This is a genomic window from Lactobacillus sp. WILCCON 0058, assembly GCF_057198005.1.
Genome location: NZ_JBUBHM010000001.1, coordinates 1,971,857 through 1,995,253 on the forward strand (window position 1 = coordinate 1,971,857; position 23,397 = coordinate 1,995,253).

General features: G+C 51.0%; 22 protein-coding genes. 6 read left to right on the forward strand and 16 right to left on the reverse strand.

Annotated elements, in window-relative coordinates; all coding sequences use genetic code 11:
* Positions 1–7: 7 nt before the first annotated feature.
* The 4 genes from ACYVUU_RS09185 to ACYVUU_RS09200 form a co-directional block, all read right to left on the reverse strand.
* Positions 8–571, reverse strand: a complete 564-nt coding sequence (locus tag ACYVUU_RS09185; protein ID WP_484500707.1) for an RNA polymerase sigma factor — start codon at positions 569–571, stop codon at positions 8–10.
* Between the two features lie 156 nt (positions 572–727).
* A complete protein-coding gene (gene serS, locus ACYVUU_RS09190) occupies positions 728–2,035 on the reverse strand; it encodes a serine--tRNA ligase (protein WP_484500708.1) in 1,308 nt (435 codons plus the stop codon).
* A 243-nt stretch (positions 2,036–2,278) separates the two neighbouring features.
* Positions 2,279–2,773 carry a GNAT family N-acetyltransferase gene (locus ACYVUU_RS09195; protein WP_484500709.1) on the reverse strand — a complete coding sequence of 165 codons (495 nt, stop codon included), beginning with the start codon at positions 2,771–2,773 and terminating at the stop codon, positions 2,279–2,281.
* A complete protein-coding gene (locus tag ACYVUU_RS09200) occupies positions 2,773–3,366 on the reverse strand; it encodes a TVP38/TMEM64 family protein (RefSeq protein WP_003616018.1) in 594 nt (197 codons plus the stop codon). The genes ACYVUU_RS09195 and ACYVUU_RS09200 overlap by 1 nt, the downstream gene beginning before the upstream one ends.
* Before the next feature lie 219 nt (positions 3,367–3,585).
* Between ACYVUU_RS09200 and ACYVUU_RS09205 the strand changes: the two genes are divergently transcribed.
* A complete protein-coding gene (locus tag ACYVUU_RS09205) occupies positions 3,586–4,389 on the forward strand; it encodes an alpha/beta hydrolase (protein WP_484500710.1) in 804 nt (267 codons plus the stop codon).
* A gap of 2 nt (positions 4,390–4,391) precedes the next feature.
* Positions 4,392–5,252: a helix-turn-helix domain-containing protein gene (locus ACYVUU_RS09210; protein ID WP_484500711.1), complete on the forward strand. Its 861-nt coding sequence runs from the start codon at positions 4,392–4,394 to the stop codon at positions 5,250–5,252.
* Positions 5,253–5,291: 39 nt separating this feature from the next.
* On the opposite strand, the gene ACYVUU_RS09215 is transcribed toward ACYVUU_RS09210, so the two are convergent.
* Both ACYVUU_RS09215 and ACYVUU_RS09220 read right to left on the reverse strand, forming a co-directional pair.
* Positions 5,292–5,789 carry a nucleoside 2-deoxyribosyltransferase gene (locus ACYVUU_RS09215; protein WP_439776362.1) on the reverse strand — a complete coding sequence of 166 codons (498 nt, stop codon included), beginning with the start codon at positions 5,787–5,789 and terminating at the stop codon, positions 5,292–5,294.
* Between the two features lie 8 nt (positions 5,790–5,797).
* Positions 5,798–6,469 carry a type 1 glutamine amidotransferase gene (locus tag ACYVUU_RS09220; RefSeq protein WP_484500712.1) on the reverse strand — a complete coding sequence of 224 codons (672 nt, stop codon included), beginning with the start codon at positions 6,467–6,469 and terminating at the stop codon, positions 5,798–5,800.
* A 257-nt stretch (positions 6,470–6,726) separates the two neighbouring features.
* Here ACYVUU_RS09220 and ACYVUU_RS09225 point away from each other — a divergent pair, with 257 nt between their 5' ends.
* On the forward strand, positions 6,727–8,112 hold the full coding sequence (locus ACYVUU_RS09225) for an NAD-dependent succinate-semialdehyde dehydrogenase (RefSeq protein ID WP_484500713.1): 1,386 nt from the start codon (positions 6,727–6,729) through the stop codon (positions 8,110–8,112).
* 212 nt (positions 8,113–8,324) lie between these two features.
* On the opposite strand, the gene ACYVUU_RS09230 is transcribed toward ACYVUU_RS09225, so the two are convergent.
* From ACYVUU_RS09230 to ACYVUU_RS09240, 3 genes are all read right to left on the reverse strand, one after another.
* Positions 8,325–9,407 (reverse strand): zinc ribbon domain-containing protein, encoded by a 1,083-nt coding sequence (locus ACYVUU_RS09230; protein WP_484500714.1) that lies wholly within the window; start codon positions 9,405–9,407, stop codon positions 8,325–8,327.
* A gap of 112 nt (positions 9,408–9,519) precedes the next feature.
* Complete coding sequence (locus ACYVUU_RS09235) at positions 9,520–13,791, reverse strand: MMPL family transporter (RefSeq protein ID WP_484500715.1); 4,272 nt, start codon at positions 13,789–13,791, stop codon at positions 9,520–9,522.
* A 43-nt stretch (positions 13,792–13,834) separates the two neighbouring features.
* Positions 13,835–14,416, reverse strand: a complete 582-nt coding sequence (locus ACYVUU_RS09240) for a TetR/AcrR family transcriptional regulator (RefSeq protein ID WP_484500716.1) — start codon at positions 14,414–14,416, stop codon at positions 13,835–13,837.
* 147 nt (positions 14,417–14,563) lie between these two features.
* Between ACYVUU_RS09240 and ACYVUU_RS09245 the strand changes: the two genes are divergently transcribed.
* Positions 14,564–14,809, forward strand: a complete 246-nt coding sequence (locus tag ACYVUU_RS09245; RefSeq protein WP_439776368.1) for a hypothetical protein — start codon at positions 14,564–14,566, stop codon at positions 14,807–14,809.
* A gap of 42 nt (positions 14,810–14,851) precedes the next feature.
* On the opposite strand, the gene ACYVUU_RS09250 is transcribed toward ACYVUU_RS09245, so the two are convergent.
* From ACYVUU_RS09250 to ACYVUU_RS09260, 3 genes are all read right to left on the reverse strand, one after another.
* Entirely contained in the window at positions 14,852–15,673 is an 822-nt protein-coding gene (locus tag ACYVUU_RS09250) for a TIGR02452 family protein (RefSeq protein WP_484500717.1), read from the reverse strand.
* 107 nt (positions 15,674–15,780) lie between these two features.
* Positions 15,781–16,695: a serine hydrolase gene (locus tag ACYVUU_RS09255; protein ID WP_484500718.1), complete on the reverse strand. Its 915-nt coding sequence runs from the start codon at positions 16,693–16,695 to the stop codon at positions 15,781–15,783.
* Positions 16,696–16,727: 32 nt separating this feature from the next.
* Positions 16,728–17,645 (reverse strand): magnesium transporter CorA family protein, encoded by a 918-nt coding sequence (locus ACYVUU_RS09260; RefSeq protein ID WP_439776370.1) that lies wholly within the window; start codon positions 17,643–17,645, stop codon positions 16,728–16,730.
* A 78-nt stretch (positions 17,646–17,723) separates the two neighbouring features.
* On the opposite strand from ACYVUU_RS09260, the gene pepI reads away from it, so the two are divergent.
* Positions 17,724–18,611: a proline iminopeptidase gene (gene pepI, locus ACYVUU_RS09265; RefSeq protein ID WP_484500719.1), complete on the forward strand. Its 888-nt coding sequence runs from the start codon at positions 17,724–17,726 to the stop codon at positions 18,609–18,611.
* Here pepI and ACYVUU_RS09270 read toward each other — a convergent pair.
* The 4 genes from ACYVUU_RS09270 to ACYVUU_RS09285 form a co-directional block, all read right to left on the reverse strand.
* Positions 18,608–19,129: a GNAT family N-acetyltransferase gene (locus tag ACYVUU_RS09270; RefSeq protein WP_484500720.1), complete on the reverse strand. Its 522-nt coding sequence runs from the start codon at positions 19,127–19,129 to the stop codon at positions 18,608–18,610. The genes pepI and ACYVUU_RS09270 overlap by 4 nt on opposite strands.
* Positions 19,130–19,153: 24 nt before the next feature.
* Positions 19,154–19,741, reverse strand: a complete 588-nt coding sequence (locus ACYVUU_RS09275; protein WP_484500721.1) for an alpha/beta fold hydrolase — start codon at positions 19,739–19,741, stop codon at positions 19,154–19,156.
* Between the two features lie 74 nt (positions 19,742–19,815).
* Positions 19,816–21,219 carry a C69 family dipeptidase gene (locus tag ACYVUU_RS09280; protein ID WP_484500722.1) on the reverse strand — a complete coding sequence of 468 codons (1,404 nt, stop codon included), beginning with the start codon at positions 21,217–21,219 and terminating at the stop codon, positions 19,816–19,818.
* A gap of 15 nt (positions 21,220–21,234) precedes the next feature.
* A complete protein-coding gene (locus ACYVUU_RS09285) occupies positions 21,235–22,077 on the reverse strand; it encodes a DNA/RNA non-specific endonuclease (RefSeq protein ID WP_484500723.1) in 843 nt (280 codons plus the stop codon).
* A 120-nt stretch (positions 22,078–22,197) separates the two neighbouring features.
* On the opposite strand from ACYVUU_RS09285, the gene ACYVUU_RS09290 reads away from it, so the two are divergent.
* Positions 22,198–23,028 carry an aldo/keto reductase gene (locus ACYVUU_RS09290; protein ID WP_484500724.1) on the forward strand — a complete coding sequence of 277 codons (831 nt, stop codon included), beginning with the start codon at positions 22,198–22,200 and terminating at the stop codon, positions 23,026–23,028.
* The last annotated feature ends 369 nt before the right edge of the window (positions 23,029–23,397 follow it).

The window sequence follows — 23,397 nt, forward strand, 5'->3', positions numbered from 1 at the left end:
ATCCCCTTTAAATAAACTTTTCTTCTTGCAGTTTTTTGCCCAGCTTGCGCCGCATCCGCATCAAAGCTACCTTAACGGCCGATGCCGTCATCCCGTTAGCCGCGGCAATGTCGCTGATGGCGTCCATGTAAAAATACCGCTGAACAAAAATAATTCTTTTTTCTTTTGGCAGGCCTGCCAGAAAATCATTGATGATCTCCGTCAAAGCGCTGCTCTCAATCCCTTCCAGCTCTGGCTGCTCCTGGACCGCGCCGGATGATTCTCCAATTTCATCCAGCGAGGCGGTATATTGATCCCCAGCCCGTTTCTGCCGCTTTTGGTCGCGGACCATGTTCAAGGCTCCGTTGCGCGTGACGCGCCCCAGGTAGGCCAAGAGGCTCTGCGGCCGCTTTGGCGGAATCGTGTTCCAGGCTTTCAGCCATGTATCGTTCAGGCACTCCTCAACGTCCTCCTTATCCCGCAAGATGTTGCGGGCAATCGTTGAGCAATATGCCCCATATTCACTCTGGACTGAAGTGAGCGCAGCTTCGTCTCTGGCGAAGAACTGCTCGATGATTTCAGTTTCTCTCACTGTCTTTTTCCGTCCTTTTACTTTTTGTTTTTCGAGGCCCTCATCTCCTCTACCCTAATAGACACCTAAGGGAGCTGAAAGGTTACACTTTTGCAAAAAGTTTTTTAAAAAAAATTTCCACGCAAAAAGGAACCCCTCCGCGGAGTTCCTTTATGACTAGTGCCACTTAACTTCTGGCGTGATCTTGGTCATGCCGTGCATGTATGGGCGCAAAGCTTCTGGTACGGTAACCGTGCCGTCTTCGTTTTGGTAGTTTTCCAAAATAGCGGCAACCGTCCGGCCAACAGCCAGGCCTGACCCGTTCAAAGTGTGGGTCAATTTAACCTTGCCGTCTTCGTCCCGGTAACGGATTTGTGCCCGGCGGGCCTGGAAGTCAGTACAGTTGGAGCAGGATGAGATTTCCCGGTAAGTGTCTTGGGCTGGCATCCAGACTTCCAAGTCGTAAGTCTTGGCACTGGTGAAGGATGCATCCCCGGTTGACAAGGCTACGACCCGGTATGGCAGACCCAGCTTTTGCAGCAGGTGTTCAGCGTTGTGGGTCAGGTTTTCCAGTTCCTTCCACGATTCTTCTGGCTTAACGACCTTGACCATTTCAACCTTGCGGAATTCGTGCATCCGGATCAGGCCCCGGGTGTCGCGGCCAGCTGAACCAGCTTCACTTCTGAAGGCTGGTGACAAAGCAGTCACGTTGATTGGCAAGTTCTTGCCATCGATGATGTCGCCTCTGAAGTAGTTGACCAAAGGAACTTCAGCAGTTGGAATCAAAGTCAGGTTCCGCGGTACTTCTGGGTCGTCATTTTCAACGATGGTGTAGACGTCTTCAGTAAACTTCGGGAATTGGCCAGTCCCTTGCATTGAGTCGTTGTTGACCAAGGATGGGGTGATGACTTCAATGTAGCCTTCGCTGGTGTTTTCATCCAGGAAGAAGTTGTAAACGGCCCGTTCCAAGAGAGCCCCGGCACCCTTGTAGTAAACGAAGCGGGCTGCGGAAACCTTGCTTGCCGCGTCCCAGTCCAGGATGTTCAAGTCAGTGCCCAGGTCCCAGTGAGCCTTTGGTTCATAGTCAAACTTGGTTGGTTCGCTCCAGCGGCGGACTTCTTCGTTGTAGCTTTCGTCAGGGCCAATTGGGTCTGAGTCAGCTGGGAAGTTTGGCAAACGAAGCAGGATGTATTCTTGCTTTTCCTGCAGTTCATCAACTTCTTGGTCCAATTCCTTGATCTTGGCACCGACTTCACGCATGTTGGCGATAGCTTCGCTGGCATCTGCCTTTTCCCGCTTGGCGGCAGCAATCTTCTTTGAAACTTCGTTTCTTTCTGCCTTCAAGTTTTCAGCTTCTACCATAGCTTGCCGGCGCTTGGCGTCGATAGCTACCAGTTCATCCAATTGCTCAGGCTTGATGCCCCGAGTTGCCAACTTTTCCTTGGCCCAGTCAAGATTCTCGCGAATGACCTTAATATCCAGCATATATAACCTCCGAAAAAAATAAAAAGCCGGTCCGTCCCAGTCTTGGGACGAATCGGCGCACGGTTCGCGGTACCACCCAGTTTCGGCTCAAAGAGCCGCACTCAGTTGGGCGCTAACGGTGCCCGGCCGTGCAATGATTAATTGCCCACACTAATGAAATCTGGAAGCGACCGCCGTCCGCTCTCAGCATACGCGGACTCTCTGTCGGCAGTCTAAGGATTTCGTGTTTGTCTCTATTCTATGCTATTCGGTCCGTTTTAGCAAATAATACTTGGCCGAAAAATCCAAAAAAGGGGGAATTTTCCGGTAATCGACTTCATACATCTGCCGAAAGCCCAGTTTTTGCAATAAATGCTGAGGCCGCAAATTATCCGACCGGCAGCCGGCCCAGATTTCCTTGATCTCCGGATCTTTAAAAGCTTCCGCCAAAAGACAATTGATGCTTTCAGTCATGTAGCCCTGCCCCTGGAATTTTTTGTCCAAAAGAAAGCCCAGTTCCCGGGACTGGCCATCCCGGGGGTAGAGTTCCAGCAAGCCGATTGCCTGGCCGTTTTTTAAACAAATCATGTAACTGGCCGGTCGTCTCTGGTAAGCTAAGGCACCTTCTTCAGCTTCAAGCATGTTCCGGTAGTGGGCAAAGCCTGCCGTTTTCTGGTAGTAGGGATCCTGCCCCCAAGACAAAAGCAGGTCAGCATCCCCTAACCCGACCGGCCGCAAATATATCCGCTCGCTCTCCATCACATCAGCCTCATGATCCAGCGGGCCCCGTAGACCAGGCCCAGGCTGTAAGCAGCGATGGTCCAAGGCTTGCAGAGGACGATGATCCAGAAGTAGGTCCAAGGCTTCATTTCCGTCAGACCCGCCAAAAGGCAGAGGAGGTCATCCGGGGCAACCGGGGCCAGGATGCAGATGGCGAAGAACCAGTTGAACTTCTTTTGGTTCTTGGTCCACTTGGTATACTTCTCCAGGCTCTCTTCCGACACGATGTGCAGGATGAAGGACTTGCCATAGTAGCGGGCCAGGAAGAAGTTGATCAAGGAGCCGATGACGATCCCGATATAGTTGTAGATAAAACCAGGTCCAGCGCCGAAGAAGACAACCCCGGCCAAAAGGGAGACCCCGCCGGGGATAATCGGGATCACGACCTGGATGATCTGAATCAAAACAAAGATAAAGGGACCCAGGATCTTTTTGTCAGCCAAATAGGCGCTCATCTTGGCCTGGCTGGTAAAAATCCCCAGCTGGTACCAATAGATGCAGAGGCCAATGATCACGATGGTTGAAATAATGGTCAGCCGGTTGATCAGCTTGCGGCTTTGTTCGTAACTCATGGTCTTTTCCCCCTAAAAACAAATTCCAGGATAATTTTAGCAAAAAGCCTCCCCCCTCCACACTAGTTTGCTTCGGGCTTTAAATAAACTTATGTATGCTGCCTTCTTTTCCCTTGCGAAAAAAGACAAAAAGCAAGCAGAAGTTATTGCTTTGAGTATATAATTAAGTTAGGATAAAAAATCAGAATTCAAATCAGATCAGAAAGGAAAAATGAGATTATGGTTGTGACTGTTAACAATATCGCTTATGACCTCAAGCACGGCCTAAAGACCGACATCTATTATCCCAACGATACCGACTCACAGACAAAAATCCTCATCCTCTGGCACGGCGGCGGCTGGTTTAGGGGAAGCAAAAATGGCATCAGAGACGTGGCAATCGACCTGGCCAACGCTGGCTTCATGACCTTCGTGCCCGACTACCGGCTGGCTCCAGCTGACCATTTCCCAGCTGCCCACGAGGATGCCCTTAACTTCGCGGCCTGGCTTTTGGCATCAAACTACACCGATGAGGGCGATGAAAACAACATCGTCCAGATCGGCGCCAGCTCCGGCGGCACCCTGGCCTTGAAAGTCGCCGGCATGTACGGCTTCCCGACGGTCACCTGGTCAGCCCCTGTCGACTTCAGCAGCTGGCTGGCCGACCACCAAGAGGTCAAGCCTTCAGTCAATGGCAAGGAAGAACTGGGCTTGACCACCCAGCAGGCCATCAATGAAGCCTTTTACAAGTACTTTGTCTTGACCTACGCCGGCAGCGAGGACTCTGACCTTTTGGCCGACTTGGATGCCCAAAGCTACGACTATACCAAGTTGAGCCGCCTGCTCATGATGAACTCAGCGGCTGAACTGACCGACCTGGCCGGCGTTACTGAATTTGCCGGCCGCCTGGCTGGCCGCGGCCACCAGGTTGACTTGGAAATCATCCCCGGTCATGGCCACGCCATGGACTACGGCCGGGATTATCTCAGGGAAAGCATAACTTATCTCAACTATGCCCTCAGTCTGAAAACAGGAAGCGATTAACCATGATAAACATTGAAAAATTCATCAAAATCCGCAAGTCGCTCAAGCTGTCGCAAAATGAGCTCTGCAATGGGATCTGCACCCAGTCAACCTTGAGCAAGTTCGAAAACAACGGGCAGATTCCTTCTTTCAAGATCCTCAAGCAGCTCTGCGAGCGGATGAACATCTCCTTATCTGACATCATGCTGACCAGCACGGAAAGCGAAATTGCCCAGAAGCTTTTTTCCGCGGACTTCTGCTTCATCACTTATGACTATGACCAGGTCCGCAAGATCCTCAAGCAGGTCAATGAGAAAAAGATCCGCGACAAGCAAGACCTTCTCCACTACAACTACCTTTGCGGGCAGCTGGCTCTGGACGGGGACCACAACGAAGTCTCGGCCCTTTTCTACTTCAACAATATCCTGACAACCGACAACCTTAAGGCCGGCAACATCTACCGCCTCCTGGCCCTTAAAGGCTGCAGCCAGGTTTATGCCAGCCAGGACATAGGCAAGGCCTCTCATTACTTTGACCAGATCCTGGACCAGATCAAGAAAGTCGAAATCAAAGACAGCTTGAGAGAACTCCAGGTCATGTCCATTTTGACGGCGGCCGGCGAATTCTACGGGCAAAGCGGCCAGTACAAACATGCTGACGACCTGCTCAACTATGCCTACGAGCTGGCTTCCGAACATCATGTGGTCTACTTTTTGGCCCGGGTCCTTTACCAGCTGGCCTTAGACGACCTGGCCCAAAAGCGGTCCATAAATACCACCCTGGAACACCTGCACGACGCCCTGGCCTTCGCCCGTTTGAACAAAAACGAGGTTATCCTCAAAGAAGGCGGCAAGCTCCTCAAAGAACTCGAAGAGAAAGCATAAGAAAACGGTCAATCGCGAGATTGACCGTTTTCTTATGCTTTAAATGGTGCCGTAACCGGTCAGCGGCCGGCATGGGCAGTTGTTAAAGTCGTAAGTCTTCAAGAGTTCCAGTTCCTGGTCGCCCTTGATAAAAGCCGTTGCCCCTTCAGACAGCATCAGGTTCATGATCGGCTTCTTTTCCGGGTGGTTAGTGAAAGGTACGATGATGACCGGCTTGTTCTGCGCCCGCAAAAAGCCGATTTCAAAGGCGCAGCCGTCATCCAGTTCATCCATGTCGTAAAGGAAGAGGCCGCAATTAGCCATGGACAAGCCGTTGATGTCGTTTTGGAAAGTCTGCTGCTTCCAAAAGAGGCTCCGTTCATCCCCAAAACCAACATTCGGGTCTTCCGCCGGGTCGGTTACCTGCTGGTCAAAAGGAAAATGAACGTGCTCGACCGTCGGGTTGGCCGCCAGATATTCGCGGACCTGCTTGGCCCGGGCTTGATGGTGGTCGCGGTGAAAAGATGAACCTAAATAAATACGTGCAGTTGCCGTCATGAATCCTCCTAGTGGACGCTTAAATAATCTAACATGGTGTAAATAGCGCGCTTATTGGCACTTGGCAAAGGCTGGGCCAGAATCTCGGCTGGTGTCTGGTGTAAGTCATTGCCGCTTTCGGCATAGGCGCCGTCATTGATGACGATTTCGCGGACGTTGTCAGCCAAGGGCTCTAAGTGAAACTGCAGGCCGATCACGTTGCCATTGACCAAAAAGCCCTGGTTGGCCAAGAGGTCGCTGGAATAGAGCAAGTGGCTGCCAGCTGGCATTTCAAACATGTCCTGGTGCCAGTGCAGGGCCAGGAGCTTGTCTGGCAAATCAGCAATAGCATCACTTTGCTTGTAGACCGGAGCCCAGCCGACTTCCTTGTGGGCGGCCGGGTGCACGCTGCTGCCTAAGCAGATGGCAATTTGCTGGGCACCCAGGCAGATGCCCAAAATCGGCAGGTGCTGCTTGAGGCAGTCCTTGATCAGTTGCCGTTCTTCTTTAAGCCAGGGCAGGTCGTCGCCCGGGCTCATCGGCCCGCCCAAAACGACCAGCATGTCGGTTTCATCAGCTTTCGGAAAAATACCGAAAGTTTCCGGATGGTAAACATAGACTTTGTTGCCCCGGTCTTCGGCCCAGGCCTTGATGGCCCCCGGCCCCTCATTCGGGGTGTGCTGCAAAACGTTGATCCGCATAATCTCGTCCTTTCAATTTTTAAATATTTTACCATGCTGGCAGGATTTTTTCATTAAAGGAGAGATTTTTACCAAAAAATTGAAAAAATTGCCGTTAAAATATTCCTTCAGATAATAAAATTATTTCAGCCTTTAGCTATACCAAAAATCAGAAAGCGGTTTATACTAGAGAGAGGGATATTTGTGAATCTTACACTAGATTGGCGCTAAAGGCCGGTCTGATCAACTTTTAATTCGAAAGGATGAAGAAAACAGCTATGGCAAAATACGAATCAGTGAACCCATATACCAATGAAGTCTTCGCGAGCTACGAGAACCCGACTGACCAGCAGATTGAAGAATCTCTGGCCTTAGCCCACGCCCTCTACAAGAAGTGGCGGCATGAAGAACCGAGCAGCCGGGCAGCCATTTTGAAGGACATCGCGGCCAAGTTCCAGGAAAAGGAAGAAGAAATGGCCAAGACCATGACCCTGGAAATGGGCAAGAAGCTCAGTGAGGCCAAGGAAGAAGTTGAGATCTGCATCGGCATCCTCAACTACTACGCCGACCACGGCCCAGAACTTTTAAAGCCGGTCGACCTGCCCAACCCATACGGCCGCGCCTACTACTTAAAGCAGGCTACCGGGGTGATCATGGCCTGTGAACCATGGAACTTCCCTCTTTACCAAGTCATCCGGGTCTTTGCCCCGAACTTCGTGGTCGGCAACCCAATGCTGCTTAAGCACGCCCACAATGTGCCAACTTCTGCTGCCCTGGCCGCCAAGATCGTGAAAGCTGGCGGGGCGCCGGAAGGCAGCTTGATCAACCTCTACCTCAGCTACAGCCAACTGGACCAGGTCATCGCTGATCCGCGCGTGCAAGGGGTGGCCTTGACCGGGTCTGAAAGAGGCGGGGTGTCCGTAGCCGAAAACGCCGGCAAGAACTTGAAGAAGTCCACTATGGAACTGGGCGGCAACGATGCCTTCATCGTCTTAAGCGACGCTGACCCAGCAGTTTTGAAGGCAGCCTTGAGCGACGCCCGCAGCTACAATAATGGCCAGGTCTGCACCTCATCCAAGCGGATGATCGTTTTGGCCGACCGCTATGAAGAAGTTTTGGCAGACATGAAGGAAATCTACTCTGGCCTTAAGTGGGGCGATCCGCTAGAAGACTCCACTACCCTGCCGCCGATGAACTCCCAAGCCGCAAAAGAGAAGCTGGCCAAGCAGGTTGAAGCGGCAATTGCCGGCGGAGCCAAGGTTTACTACGAGTACCCGGAAATTGACGCCCCAGGTGCCTTCAGCCGGCCAATTATTTTGACGGACATGGCCAAGGACAACCCAATGTTTGACCAGGAAATGTTCGGGCCAGTCTGCGTGGTTTACAAGGTTAAAGACGAGGCTGAAGCCATTGCCTTAGCCAACGACTCAAGCTACGGGCTGGGTTCTTCCGTCATCTCCAGTGATATCAAGCATGCTGAAGAAGTAGCCAGCCAGATTGAAACCGGGATGACAGTCATCAACGGCCGCTGGATCACTGACGGCAGCCTGCCATTCGGCGGGGTCAAGAAGTCAGGTTACGGCCGCGAGCTCAGTCCTTTGGGCCTGGACGCCTTCGTCAACGAGCACCTGGTTATCGACTTTACTGACCAAAACAAGCAATAAACGGAATTTAATCAATCTCTTTCAATTACACTCACTTTTACTTTTTTCTTTTAATCTTTATTACATTACCTACTTTCTTTTTAGTGTTTCTTTTGTACTAATTCAAATTTTCCACTCTTTAGTTTTTGTTTTTCACGAATCTCCAAGTAGAAAAATAGCAAGAAAAGGCCGCTGGTCACTCAGACCAGCAGCCTTTTTTCTGCTAACAAAAACTATTCTTCGTTATTTTGATCTGCCTTGGCCATTGGCTGGAACATGTTGATGCCGGCCAAAACCGTAGTCAAGCAAGAGACCAGGATCAAGAGGTAGCCGGAAATGCCGATAGCCACGGCATAGCTCTTCAAGCTGGAAACAGCCTGGCTTAAGTAGCTGGTCGCGCTAGTCGTCTGGGCCAATTGGTAAAAGAGGTAGATCAAGACCAGGCTTTCAACAAGGGACAAGGCGAAGGCCCGGACCCGGGAAACCCTGGTATTCTGGCTGACGGCCAGCATGATGAAGACCGGCAAAAGCAGGAAAACCGCCAGGAAGAGGTAAAGAATCAAGGCGGGAACGATCTTGCCCGCCGTGATCTGCCTGTTGGCAACTTCAAAGAAGACGCTGGCCACGGTCAGCTTGCTGCTGGAGGTTACGAAGCCTGTCCCCAGGAAAAGGAGGACCAAGGTGATCAAGCTGGTCAAGAGAATGGAGAGCTGGATGACACCAAAATTCCGCGGCTTCTTGGTCTTCTTCTTCACCTTTTCCACTTTGGCTTCAAATTTCGGGTGGGACTCGGTAAACTCTTCATTCTTCTCCTCAATTTCGTTTTCCTTGTCGTCAAAGGCATTGAAGACCTTGGAGCCCCAATTCCGGATATACTCAGTCAAGTTCCGGTCAGCCGTGTATTCGCCCTGGGAGTCCCGGTGACCGGTCCAGATAAGCAGAGCCATGGAGACAGCAAAAGCCGTCCAGCCCAGGGGCCGGGAGAAACTCATGATGATCAAGAGGCCCACGCCAACCAGGAAGGCAATCGTGGTGTTGTCTCTCAGCCACTGGATCATCTTTTCCACGGTTGGGTTGCCGGTAAAGGCATTCTGCTCCTGCTTTTGCCGGTAGGCGGACCGGCTGAGCTTGCCGGATGGATCTTTTTCCAAAGTCCGGTCGGCTTCCTCCCTGTTTATTTCAGTTCTTTCCACATTTTCTTCCGCGGTTTCTTCAGTAAAGTAGTCGCGGCGGTATTTTTCCACATTGAATCCACAGTTTGGGCAGGTCTTTTCCTGGCCAGTCAGGGTCTGTCCACAGTTGGGACACTTTTTCATAGTAATCGTCCTTTGCTAGTGTTTCTTTTTCCACATTATAGCATTTTCCTAGCAGCGGCAAAAAAGAACCCGCCAAAGATGACGGGTTCTTAATGCATTATTTAGCTTTCATTTAAGACTTCTTACTGAAGCTGAAGCCATTCTTGCGGATCGGCCACTTTAACCATGGGAAGCCTTCGTAGGTCAGCTTGGTTGCAGCTGACAGGTTGATTGGCATCAAGAAGACCAAGATAGCCAGACCGATGATGACCCCGATGGCCACTTCGATCAAGGTTGGCACGCCTGATGGGATCAAGGCCGCGAAAGTACCACCCAGGATGACGGCGGCTGAGATGACAACCGTCCCGATAACCGTACATGCCTCCAGGATTCTTGCGCTAGGCAAGGCGTGCGGATCGCTGTCGCGGTAACGCATCATGACGAAGATGCTGTAGTCGACCCCGAGGGCGATCAACATGATGAAGGTGAAGAACGGCACATTCCAAGCCAGGGTGCTCCGGCCCATCACGCCGCTGACAACCCAGCGGGTGATTGACAGAGAACTGATGTAGGCCAAAAGCAGAGTCCCCAGGATGTAGATCGGCTGAAGCAGACTCCGGGTGACGAAGATCAAGGCAATGCCGATACCGATCAGCATGATAGCCATAGTTCTGGTAAAGTCGCCGCTGGCCGTGTTCTTGGTGTCTTCAATGGTTGAGCTTTGCCCGCCCATTTCGACATCAGCCTTGCCCAGGTCGGTCCCCTTCAGGGACTTGCGGGCCATGGCGCTCAAAGCTTGTGAGTGCTCTGCAGCACTTTCAGAACTTGGGTTGCTGTCCAGGATGATGATGATCATGGCACTCTTCTTGTCCGGGCTGAGGAAGACCTTGAGGGACTTCTGCAGGTCGGCGTTGTGCTTTAAGACATAGCTTGGCACGTAGAAGGTGTCGGAAGCCTTGGACTTGCGCAGGCCGTTCAAGTATGAGCCGGCGGAAACCAGACCATTGTTGACGGCAGTCAAGCCGCTGGTGATGGCTGGCGTCTTAGTGGCCAGCTTGCTTGCGCCACTTGAGAGTTGGCTGGTACCGGACTGCAGCTTGTCAGCCCCTTCAGCCAACTGGCTTGAACCGTTGACGCCTTGAGCCAGGCCGTTTTGCAATTGACCAGCACCGGATTTAAGTGAGCTTGCACCGCTGGTCAAGCGGCTCGCGCCGTTAGCCAGTTGAGCCGCGCCGCTGACGCCGCTGGCTAAGCCGTTAGCCAATTGGCCGGCACCGGAGTTAACCTGGCTGGCGCCAGTGTTGACTTGGCTGGCACCATTTGCAACAGAGGATGCACCAGAGTTGACCTGGTTAGCCCCGCTGACCAAAGTGCCAGTGCCGGAGTAAAGGCTTGCGGCACCAGTGTTCAGCTTGCCGGCGCCAGTGTAAAGGCTGGAAGCGCCGGAGTTAACTTGTCCGGCACCAGTGTAAAGGCTTGAAGCACCAGTGTTGACTTGGCTGATCCCGTTGTAAAGGGATGCGGCACCACTGTTTAACTTAGTAGCACCTTGTGACAAGGCCAAGGCCCCTGCCATACCCTTGCTCAAACCGCTGTAAATTGAGTTTGAACCAGTGTAAAGCTTGTGGGCGCCGGTTGCTAGGGCATCAACTGCTGACTGCATCTGGCTGATCTTGCTCAAACCAGACTTTAAGCTGCTAATCCCGCTGGCTGCCTGGGTGCTCAAAGTGCTTGAGCCAGAAGCAAGCTGAGAAACAGCCGCTTGCAGTTGCTGAACTTCAGCGCTCAAGTCAGCCGTTGAAGCAGTAGAACTGCTGCTGCTCAAACTGCCAGCTGCTGATTGAATGCTGGATGAAGCACTCTTCATGTTGGTTGCGGCAGAACCCGCAGTAGTCAAACCGCTGCCTGCAGTGCCCAAACCGCTCTTAGTAGAAGACAGGCCACTATTAAGGGTTTGGAGTTCCTTTTCAAGTTCTGCCTTCAAAGTTGGGTCTGAAACCTTGCTGATTGAGCTTGCCAGGCTGCCTGCAGCTGAGCTGGCAGTTCCCAGACCAGTACCGGCAGTGGTCAAACCGCTCTTGGCATTGGTTAAACCAGATTCAAGTGATGAAACTTGCCCTTGCAGACTTTGCAGGCCGCTGACCAGGCTAGAGATCTTTGAAGTGTCGATGTTTGGCACGCTGATTTGGCTGACCTTGCTGTTCAAGCTTTGCAAGCCGTTGTTCAGGTCGGTCAAACCAGATGACAATTGGTCAAGCTGGTCAGCGTTCAAGGAGCTGGCATTCTCTGACAGCTGGCTCTTCAACTGGTCAAGACCGGCAACCAAAGTGTTCATATTGGCCGTCAAGTCCTTGGCGCCATTGGTCAAGGTTTGAGTGCCAGTGTAAAGACTGTTTGCACCAGTCACAAGAGAGCTGGTGCCGTTCTTCAAGCTAGTGCTGCCAGTCAAAAGCTGGGCAGTACCGTTCTTCAAAGTACCAGCGCCAGTGTAAAGACTGGCAGTACCGTTCTTTAAAGTACCTGCACCAGTGTAAAGGCTGGCGGTACCGTTCTTCAAAGTGCCGGCACCGTTTCTCAAGGTTTGAGCACCAGTTGCCAGAGAACCGGTCCCGTTAGCCAGAGTCTTTGACCCACTGGCCAGGGAGCTGGTCCCGCTCTTCAGCTTCTGAGTACCAGCAGACAGGGTGTTGGCCCCGCTGGACAATTTCTTAGTGCCGGAGTAAAGGGCATCTGCCCCAACTGACAGGGTCTTGGTCCCGTTAAAGAGGGTACCTGCCCCATCGTAGAGGGCGATTGAACCGTTGTAAAGCTTAACCGTCCCCGTGTACAGGTCCTTGGCCCCGTCACTCAAAGTGCCGGTGCCTTCGTCAAGCTGGTCGGCCCCGTTAGCCAGTTTCTTGGCCCCGCTGGTCACCTGCTCGCTGCCCTTAGTCAATTTGCCGACACCCTTTTCCAATTTAGCGGTCCCGTCGGTAACTGACTTCAGCTGCTTCTTAACGTAGAGCAGCTTGATCTTTTCGTTGTATGGCTCAGTCGCGGACATAACCTTGTCCACGCCTTCAGAATTGCGCAGTTTCCGCGTCAATTCGTCGATCAGCTTCAAGTCCTTCTCATTGTCGAGCTTGTGGTCACTCTTGATGTAAAGGTATGACGGCATAGCCATCCCCTTGGAGAAGTGCTTTTGCACCAGGTTCAGCCCTTGCTTGGAAGGAACTGAATCTGAAATTTCCGCCGTGTCGTCGTAGTTCAAAACGTTGGAGTAAGTAACGAAGAACGGAGCAACGACAACTGCTACTGCTGCCAAAAAGACAATCGGCCGCTTCAAAGTAGCACTGGAAATCCCGTGCCACATCTTGCTTGGGTTTTCCCCGGCAAATTCCTTGCTTGGCCAGAACATCTTCTTGCCCAAAGTGGCCATGAAGAATGGGTTCAAGGTCAGCAAAACAACCAGCAGAACCAGAACGCCGACGGCAACGCCGGAAGCGGACCGGTAAACGGAGAAGTTAGCTAAGCCCAAAGCGGAGAAACCAATCAGGATTGAGGAGCCGGAGTAAAGAATAGTCCGGCCGGCCTTCTTGATCGAGTCCTTCGTGGCCTCAGCCACCCCCAGGCCATTGCCCAGGTCCTCCTTAAAGTGGTTGTATAGCAGGATGTTGTAGTCGGTCCCGATCCCGAACAAGACGATCACCATGAAGACTTGGGTGAAGTTGGAGAACGGGAAGTTGATTTGGTTGACCAGGTTGGTCACGATTGAGAAGGAAACCAGGAAGGAAATCCCAACCGTCAAAAGTGACACAAGCGGGACAACCGGTGACCGGAAGACGATGATCAACACGATGAAGATGAAGACCACCGTGATCAGTTCCGTCTTCTTGATCCCTTCTTGGATCGAGCTGGTAAAGTCATTGTTGAGGACGTCTGCCCCAGTAACGTAGGTTCTGACCCCACTGGTCTTGACGGCCTTGTTGATCTCGTCGTAAACCTGGGAGATGGTCCCATGGCTCTTGGAGATGTTCATCTGCATTACCCAAGTCGTTCCGTCTTTAGACTTGAGCAGCTTCTTGGTCGCGATGTTATCTTGCGGCGCCAGGTAATCCTTGATGCCGTATTTCTTCTTGTTGCTGGTCAAGCGGTCGATCGAGGCTTCAATGTTGCCTTGGTCGGTCTCGGTCAGCTTACCGGATTTCTTGTTGAAAACAACCGCGACTTCGTAAGTATTCTTTTTCTTACTGCCCCATTCGTTCTTGATTAGTTTGGCTGCTTCGCTTTCCACGCTGCTTGGCAAAGAGATCTCGCTGTGAGCTCTTGTCAGTGAGTCAACGTTTGGCAGGGCAACCAAAGAAATCACCAGAATGAGCACCCAGGCGATCAAAGCGCCAAGGTGGTTCTTCAGTAACTTCTTCAACGTCCTTTTTCCTTTCTTTGTCTTTTACAATCAGTCTACTAAGCTAGGCATTTGACTGCTGGGTGCTGGGCGAAACCAGCCGCCAGACCATTTCGTGATAGTTCTCTTCTGCTTCTTGCGGGCTTTCCGGAAAATCCCGGCTTCCCTGGTCCTTGGCAAACCTGTCTAAAAAGACATAGCCCAGGACCGCGCCAACCAAGGCGTGCTGGGAAACCACGTGTCCCGTGTCCACCTGCAGCTGCTCACCCAAGTCCAGGATCTTGACTACTTCCTGCACCAGGTCTGAATCATCGGAAAATTCATCCATATGGTAAAGCAGAGTCGCCAGGGCCTGGTCTTCCAAAAGGCGGTCGCGGACCACGTCAGCAAACTTAAACAATGCTTCGTGGCCTGACAAACCAACAAGCTGCTTGAGCAAGTCCTGGTAGAGCAGGCGGATCCGGCTGGCCGCGACCAGCGACAGAAGTTGAGAACGGTTCTTCACGTAATGATAGAGCGACTGGCTGCGAACGCCCAGAGCCTTGGCAAGATTTGGCATGGTCGTCTCGCTTAAGCCCCGGCTTTCGATCATTTCCGTGGCTTTGGCGATGACCTTGCCTAAGTCCAAAGTTCTTTTTTGAGTCATACTTTCTACCATTTCCTTTCAACTGTAGCAATTATATAACTACTGACTGAAGATTTCAATCTACAGATTGTAAATTAATCCTCTTTTTTGTTGAAAACGGTTCCTAAAAGCGCTATCATATATTCAGATAGGAGATGAAAACTAAAAATGAAAATCTGGTGGTTCGCAAACTTTTACTGGTTCAGTTTACTGATTTATCTAAATGTTTTCATGTTCAATTTTCATTACGCTGACGGCAGCAGCATCAATCCTTTCGTGGTGACCTTCCTGCTGCTGGCTATCTGCATTATGATCGGGGAATTCCAATTCGCCTGGTACATGTGGCTGGCCAAGAAAACTTATAAACCACGTAAACGCAAGAAAGCACAAAACGACTCTACTGTCTGGCTGTAGAGTCGTTTTTCATTTCTTCTGTTCTAATTATTCGTTCTGGATTTACTTTTCCATGACTTTCTTAAAGACCGTGTAGTTCTTATCACCATGAAGCCCTTTTGGGTTAGTATAAACCGCAAAGTGGATTTCCTTGAAAACTCCATCGTATTCTGGAATAACTTTTTTGTAGGCATGAGCAACAATAGTCGGGCTGTTGCTAAAAGCACCGCAACCAAATGCACCAAGGACAAGATAATCAACTTGATGTGCAGCAGCAACGTTAAGTATCTGGCGGGCACGCTGAACATGGATAGCGTATTGATCCTCTGGGCTAAGAAGACGGCCAGAATAAGTGCGCAAATTAGGAGCAGCACAAGTAATTACGTCTGCCCTAATCCAATCTTTTTCCTCCATCAACTGGGGAAGATCTTCATCAGACTTGAAATTAATGATATCCGGAGAATAAATACAGTCATCTGAATATGCAGGCTGTGGATTAATGCGGTGTAGAAGATAATATTTCTCCATCGGCTTGGCTGAAGTTAAAACAGGATATAAGGTCGAAACACGACAGAGGCTCTCTTCTTGAGCTCTTGACCCATTAACCACTCCGCCACCTGGATACTCAAATGAAGCAAAATTATGGACACAAGTTCTTTCTGTTGGATCGGATTTATTGATAGACTGAGCATCTTCAAAGCTCCTATTGCTGTTCACCACAATATCCGTGTGAACATATCTCTTTTGCAAATCAGTTGTAAATCCCGGGGCAATGATCTCAGTATTGGAAATAGAATACTCTATTGCTTTTTTTAAAATCGGACTGCTACGATAAAATCGTTGCGTGTCCTTAAATACTTCTATTAAATCCCTAATCGTTGCCATAATTTCACCCTACTTTTTTGATATAAAAACACCTCCAAAAATAAACTCTGTCATTTTGGAGGTGTCTTGAAGTAACTTCTATTTCTTCTGTTCAGTTTGGTCTGCCTTTACTTTTCCATGACTTTCTTGACAGCTTGTCCCAAGGAAGCAAAGTCGTCAGTCTTGCTAGACCAGGCGCTGACCACGTAATTGTGGCCGTTATTGCTGATCAAGGCGACCTCTAAATTGCCATCGGCATACTGGTAGACAGTCCCCTTAGCCTTGCTGGCCAGCTTGGTCTTCCCTGTCATAGCAGTCAAAACCTGCTGGTTGTAGCTGCCGACCAGCTTGCCTTGGTAGATGGAAACCATGATCTTGGCCAGATCACTGGCTGTCGTCTTGCCGACCACGGACTTGGAGAAGGTTCCAGTCACTTTGCTCTGGCTGGCCCCCAGCTGTTTCAACACCTTATTGACCTGCTTAGTTCCGATCGTCCGCAAAAGCGCGTTAGCCGCGGTCTTGTTGCCCTTCAGCATCTGCTCGCGCAAGTAGCTTGGCCCGTAACTGATCCCGACCGCGATCGCCGTACTTGTCCCAGCCTTGTCAGCCTTAGTAACCTTGATAGCCGTGCTGGCCCCGATCTTGCCGGACTTTTCCTGGGCATAAAGGGCGATCAAGAGATAGAGGTAAAAAATCTTCTGGGAATCCTGGCTGCTCTTGGTGTTGGCCACTTCCGCGAAATGGCTGCTCTTGCTTAAGTCATATGCCGCCACCTGGTAGCTGACGTCCTGGCCCATGGCCTTCTTGATTGCCTTGACCAGTTGCTTGTCGCTGCCCTTGCTGCTCTTGACCTGGTTGTCATATTCAATGGAATTGACATTCGGTTCCTTGTCAGTAGAAGAAACCGTCTTTTTGACGCTGCCGGACTTCTTTACCTGCACCACCGTAACCTTCCGCATTTCAGCATCCTTGTTGGTGCTGGTGTAGACGACAAAAGCCAGCAGGGAGGCGATCAAAGCCCCGACTACAATATTGTTCTTCATTAAGACTCCTTGTTTCTAGCTCCTAATTTCCTTTAGAAAAGATGGTGCTTGCGCATGAGGAAGATCAGCCAGACCATCAAAAGGACGGTGATCAAGATAATGATCACCCAGTCATAGTTGGCTCCCAAAACCGGCAACTTCACGTTCATCCCGTAAAAACCGGTCAGAATGGTCGGGATGGTCAAAACGATGGACCAAACCGTTAGGAACTGCATGGTGTCGTTCAGGTTGTTGTTCATCATGTTATTGGAAGTCGATGACAAAGTCTTGGTCACCTGCCGGGAAATCTGCACCATTTCTGAAGACTGGCTGGATTCGATCAAGACGTCGTCCAGTCTTTCCTTGGCCGCTTTGGAAAAAGTCAGCCGGGAGTGCTGCAGGCTGTGCAGCATCATCTGGTCAGTCTGAATCGAGCTGGACAGGTAGACCAGACTCTTTTCAATATTAGACAGTTCCACCAAGTCCTTGTTGTCGATGTCATCGCTCAGCTTGACGTCCAAGTCGTTGCGCTCAGCATCCAGCTGGGTGATGGCCCGCTGGAAGTACTGGGAAGCATACATCAAAAAAGTCGCCAGCAGCTCCGTCACGTCTTGGGCGTGGGACAGCCGGCGCAAAACCTGGGGATCGTTGAACTCGTCAAAGACATAGCTGGTCTCGATCGTATGGAAAGAAAAAAGGTTCTTGTCCTGCAACAAGAAAGTGATTGGCCGGGAAGTGAAGTGCTTGCTGGTCGTCGTTGGCCAGACTGGCACGTCATAAACCAGCAGGTGGGTGTCGGTATACTGGTCGTAGTCGTAGTGGGGCCGTTCATGCCGGTCGGAAACGTAGGAAATGATTTCCGGGGTGAAATAAAACTCCGTCTGCAGGCGCCGGCTGTCAGCTTCATTCAAGCCATTGACGTCGTACCAGTTAAAGTCAGTTTCAATTGGAAAAATTTGTTGCTTAATCATGGCTGTCCCCACCTTCATTTTACTCATTATTCATGTTACCATTTTTTTAAAATGAAGTTGTTTAAAGTAGGTAAAATAATGATGCAAATCACAGAAAAATATCTTCCGTTCGGAAATTGGCAAACTTACTGCCGGATCGTGGGCGAGGCGACTGACCGCGCCCCGCTCCTGCTTCTCCACGGCGGGCCCGGCAGCAGTCACAACTATTTTGAAGTCCTCGACCAAGTTGCTGAAAAAAGCGGCCGGCAAGTCATCATGTATGACCAACTAGGCTGCGGCAACTCCAGCATCCCCGACGACCAGGCAGAGACGGCCTACACGGCCCAGACCTGGGTCAAGGAGCTGGAAAATGTCAGAAAGCAGCTGGGCCTTGACGAGATCCACCTCCTAGGGCAAAGCTGGGGCGGGATGCTGGCTTTGATCTACCTGTGCGACTACCAGCCTGAAGGGGTCAAAAGCCTGATCCTCTCCTCTACTTTAGCCTCCGCCAAGCTCTGGAGCCAGGAATTGCACCGCTTGATCAAGTACCTGCCAGAAAACGAGCAGGCCGCTATCAAGGAAGCTGAAGCAAGTGGCAACTATGACTCCCCGGCCTACCAGGCGGCCAATGCCCACTTCATGGATCAGCACGCCATCAAGCTTACGCCGGACATGCCGGAGCCAGTTTTGCGCAAAAAAAAGGGCGGCAGCCTGACCTACTTGACCGGCTGGGGCCCTAATGAATATACGCCGATTGGCAACCTGCACGGCTATGAGTACACTGACCGCTTAAAGGACCTGCACTTGCCGGTCTTGATTACCAGCGGCACTGACGACTTGTGCACGCCATTGGTGGCTAAAAGCATGTACGACCACTTGCCGAACGCCCGCTGGGAGCTCTTTGCCGGCTGCGGCCACATGCCTTTTGTCCAGGAAAATGCCAAGTACCAAAAGCTTTTGTCCGACTGGTTAATCAGCCAGGACTAGACGAGAGGCTTTTTTAACAAAAAATCTGTCTGACGGTCATCGCCAAGAACGAAGACATGCTCGCTGAACCGGGTCAAACCGCGGCTGGCATAGAAGTTCTTGGCGTTTTCGTTGTGTTCCCAAACGCCCAGCCAGAGGACGGACTTGCCCCATTCTTTGCCTTTTTCTTCCGCGAACTCAAAGAGCTGCTTGCCCAGGCCCCGGTGCTGGAAGGATTTGCGCAGGTAGATCCGCTCAACTTCCAAGCCATCTGGGTCGACATCTTCGTTTTGGGCGTCGGCAACGTCCAGCTTTAAGTAGCCGGCAACTTCCCCGTCCACCTTCAAGAAGTAGAAGAAGCTGCCTGGAGTTGCCATTTCTCCCCCAAGCTTTTCTTCATTATAGTTTTCATCCAAAAACTTGGCCATGTCTTCGGCGCTGTTGTACTCGCCAAAAGTGTCGGCGAAAGTCTCCCGGCTGATGGCCACCAAGGCCGGCAGATCTTTTTCAGCGACCTGGTCAATCTTTACATCCGTCATCGCTGCTTCCTTCTCTTTTCTACTTTAGTTAAGTCCAGTCAAGACCCAGGTTCTGAGCAGCATCCCTGCCCTTTCCCAGTCTTCTTCCCGGTAGTCGTGGCCGGCGCCCCGCATCTGCAAAAGTTCGCCCTGCTTCATTTGCTTGGCCATCAATTCCAGGCTAGCCAAAGGAGCTTGGTCGTCTTCGCTGCCGGCAACAATATAGCTGCGGCCCTGGTAGCCCTTGATCTTGTCCCAGTCCTTGATAACTGGTGACATAAGGAAGATTCCCCGGACTGAGCGGCCGATTTCACTGGCGGCCACCGCGGCAGCATCTCCAGCTTCCCCATAGCCGGCGAAAACGATGTACTCACTGGCTACCCGGTCGTCGTTTCTGAGTTCGTCAAAGGCCAGGTGGTAGCCGCTGATGGCGCTGGCTGAATCTTCTGCTTCAAAAGTGAAGGTCAAGATGCCGGCGTCATTTAAGTAGCGGCTCAGCCACCGGGCCTGGTCCTTATCGCCAATCTTGGCCAAAATTACCAAGGGGGTCAGCCCTTCAATTGGGTTGACTGCTTCGCCCCAAGTCCCTTTTAACTTGCCCTTGGCGCTGATTAAGGTCATCTCTTCTTCCATAAAAAACTCCTTACGATTTCTTACTTTACATTAAAAACTTACAACATTTCTATTGTACTATTTTTGGCAAGAAATTAGGGCCGGTACTTGTAAATCGAGTTGTTGAGATTGTCCTTTACCAGCTGGTCGAAGAGTTCTTTGCCCTTGGCCGTGATTTTATCAGCAATCGCATTATTGGCTTCCGTCAAAAAGTCTACCAGGTCTGCTTGGCTTAACTTTTCAGCTTCTCTGTCAGTTTCATCAACATGCTGGATCGCCAGGCTCTGGCAGTCAGCCTGGAAGGCCCGGAGCTTTCTCTGCCAATCCTGCTGCTTGCCTTCAAGCAGGGCCTGGATGCACTTGTAGAGCCAGTAGGCGCTACCCATCGGGTCAGCCTGGCCGGTCTTGATCTGGTAGTTGGCCGGGGTGTCCTTGATGTTGGTGTAGAAAGGCACCCAAGGCGCTGCGGCGTAAAGGCCGAAGCAGAGCCACTGGATGGACTTGTAGCCTTCTGGCCGGTCGTTTCTGATCTGCATGATGGAGCATTCCTGGGATACCGTCACGGAAATTGGCCGGTAGGCATTCTTGACCGGGCTTTCTTCCTTAGTTAAGTAGTCATATTCCGTGTTTTCGTAGTGGCTGCTCAGGTAAAATTGCACGTCTTCGATGGCGATCTTCTTGGCTGGCACCCGGCAAAACGGCATGTCCAAGTCGTCGATTGCCTGATCCACTTCCGGGTTAAAGAGCTTTTGCCCATACCACATCCGGGGCGTGTTGTAGCGCAGGTCGTCTTGGTCTCTTGGGGCAAAAATCTCCCGGAAATTGAAGCTGCCAGTCTTCGACGGATTCAGGTGGTGGTCCTTGACGAACTGGCGAAGGTTAGTGGAATACATGTAATTGGCCGGATCATCAAAGTCGATTTCCCCGATGATCATCATGTTCGGGGCCACGACATAGCTGTCGTCTGGCACCCGGCGGGCAACCCACTGGTGGCCGGCCCCGGTTTCCATGTACCAGATTTCATTTTCATCGCCAAAAGCAATCCCGTTGCTTTCGCTGGACCCGTATTGTTCAACCAAGCGGCCCAGGCGCTCAACCCCTTCTCTGGCCGTCTTGATGAAAGGCAGAACCAAATAGAGCATGGAGTCTTCCCCGATCCCATTTTTGACAAAAGGATCATGGCCTAAGACCCGGCGGTTGCTGGCTTCGCTTTCGGTTGAGCTCATGGCCACGTTGTAGCTGTTGATCCCCTGCTCGTCAAAGCGGCCGTAGTCTTCTACAGCATCGCGGACAGCGGTGAAGCCGCAGCCTTCCCCCTTTAAAGGAATTTCAACGCCGGTTCCTTTGGAAACAAAAACTTCATCATAATTTTTAGCTGGATAGTAGACAAAGCGCTTTTCGTTAAAGCCCTGGTCGTAGTCTTCATCTCTGGCCACGATCACTGACCCGTCAAGGCTGGCCTTCTTGCCCACCAGCATGGTTGTACAATTATCGCGCATTTTTCTTCCTTCTTTCTATTCGCTGACCTGCATGCTCCGGTCAATCTTCGCCCGGCCCGTCTGGTAGTCAAACTGGTAGCCTGGCTGCACATTATAGATGTAAACATTGAAATCCAGTGTCCCGTCGGTTGAAACTGCCTGCAGGTTGATCCCCCGGGCCATAAGTTCCCTGCCTTTAAAAATTGGCGTTGCCTGGTAGATGACCTTTTTCCCACTTCTTAAAGCTGACCGGACCTTGCTTTCAAAAATCGTCTGGATCTTTTGGTTGGAGAAGGCCGACTGGGTAAAAAGGTTCTTAGGGTTGTTCTGGTCACCGGACTGGTTCTTGGGGTTGTAGTTGCCGTCCTGGTCAATGCCGGCGGAAACTGAGTAGGCAATGAGGTGCCCCCGGTTGTAGATCTGGGTCCCGTTTTGCCGGTTGGAGTGCCAGCCGGTTGGCTGTACGTACTGCCTTACTCTTAAGGAGTCGTTGGCCACGTTCCGCTTTTCCAAAAAGGCGGTGTTGGAGCTGGAAGTCCGGTTCTGGCTGTCCAGGTTGGAGTAGATGACCCGGTTGACCTTCCAGGCGCTTTTCACCAGGGTGGAGTGGTTGTTGTTAACATAGCGCCAGCCCTTGCCTCCGGACTTAAAAGTCTCATTGGCTAATTTCTGGTAGTCGCTCTTGGCTAATCCCCCGTAGACGGTTTTAGCCGTTTGGGCCGAGCTGACTGCACTTGATGAAGTGCTGCTGGTACTGGAGCTAGTTAAATTTTCCTGGCCGCCCTTGGTGTAGACGCCCCAAATGATTGCCGCCGCGGCAATTAAAACCGACAGGAGGCTGGTATTTTGGCGCTTCTTGCGCCTGCGTTTTTTTGCCATTTCTTTTCCTCGCTTTTTAGACTAAACCTATTTTAGAGGATTTTTGCCGGAAACCAAAAGATTTAACCTATAATTGATAGAAAAAGAGCAAACAGCAAATATAAAAGAAAGGAAAAAATCATGGAAGAATTCAACTTAAATGATGGAAACAAGATTCCAAAGATCGGCTTTGGCACATACAAGATCAAGGGCTACCAAGGGGCCCAGGCCATCAGCCAGGCGATCGAAAACGGCTACCGGCTCCTGGACTCAGCCGCCCGCTATGAAAATGAAGGAGCCCTGGGCAAGGCGATCAGGAGCAGCTCAGTTGCCAGAAGCCAGCTTTTTGTAACTTCCAAACTGCCGGGGGCCCACCACGAATACAAGGCCGCGATCAACGAACTGGAAGAGGGCCTCTTAAGAAGCGGCTTGGACTACTTTGACCTCTACCTAATCCACTGGCCGAATCCTTTGGAAGATCATTATGTAGAAGCCTGGCAGGCCTTGATTGACGCGCAAAGATTTGGTTTGGTCCGGTCGATCGGGGTGTCGAATTTTGAACCGGGGCATATCGACCGCTTGATCAAGGAAACGGGGGTTACGCCGGCCGTCAACCAGGTGGAGCTGCATCCCTATTGGTCCAGCCGCGCCGTCCGGGCTTATGACGATGAGCATGGAATCGTTACGGAAGCCTGGAGTCCGCTCATGCGGGCCGGGGAAGTTTTCCAGGAAGATTTGATTAAAAAGCTGGCCGCCAAGTATGGCAAGAGTCCGGCTCAAGTAATTTTGCGCTGGGAAATCCAACTGGGAGTAGTGCCGATTCCAAAGGCTTCATCCAGCCAGCACCAGTTGAGCAACCTGGACATTTTTGACTTCAGTTTAACTGAGGAAGAAGTAACAGCCTTGACGGATTTGGATAAGGCAGATGGCCGCCGGCCCGACCGCGACCCTAACCAGCACCAGGAATTTTAAGAAGTGGAAATAAGCAGTTGCACTGGTCAACTGCTTATTTTGTTTTTCAACATCTGCAAGAATTCGATGCTATCTCACTTTTCCCTGCTTTGATAAGCAAAATTTGTGCTCTGATTTTTAAGATAATTAATTTTCCGCCCTTTCAGACCTTATAAAGTAACTCAGCTCTTGCACGATATAGTTATATCGCTAGAAATTCATGACTAAGCGTCTATATGCTTGCTCACATAATCGCCCATCTTGCGCGGGAACTTTATAATATCTACGTGCATTTATGACAAACAACTAATCTTCGCTATTTATGTGCTCTTTCTGTAAAGAAAGCGTTATCATATGATTGATGAATCGATTTATCAAAATTCGTTTACT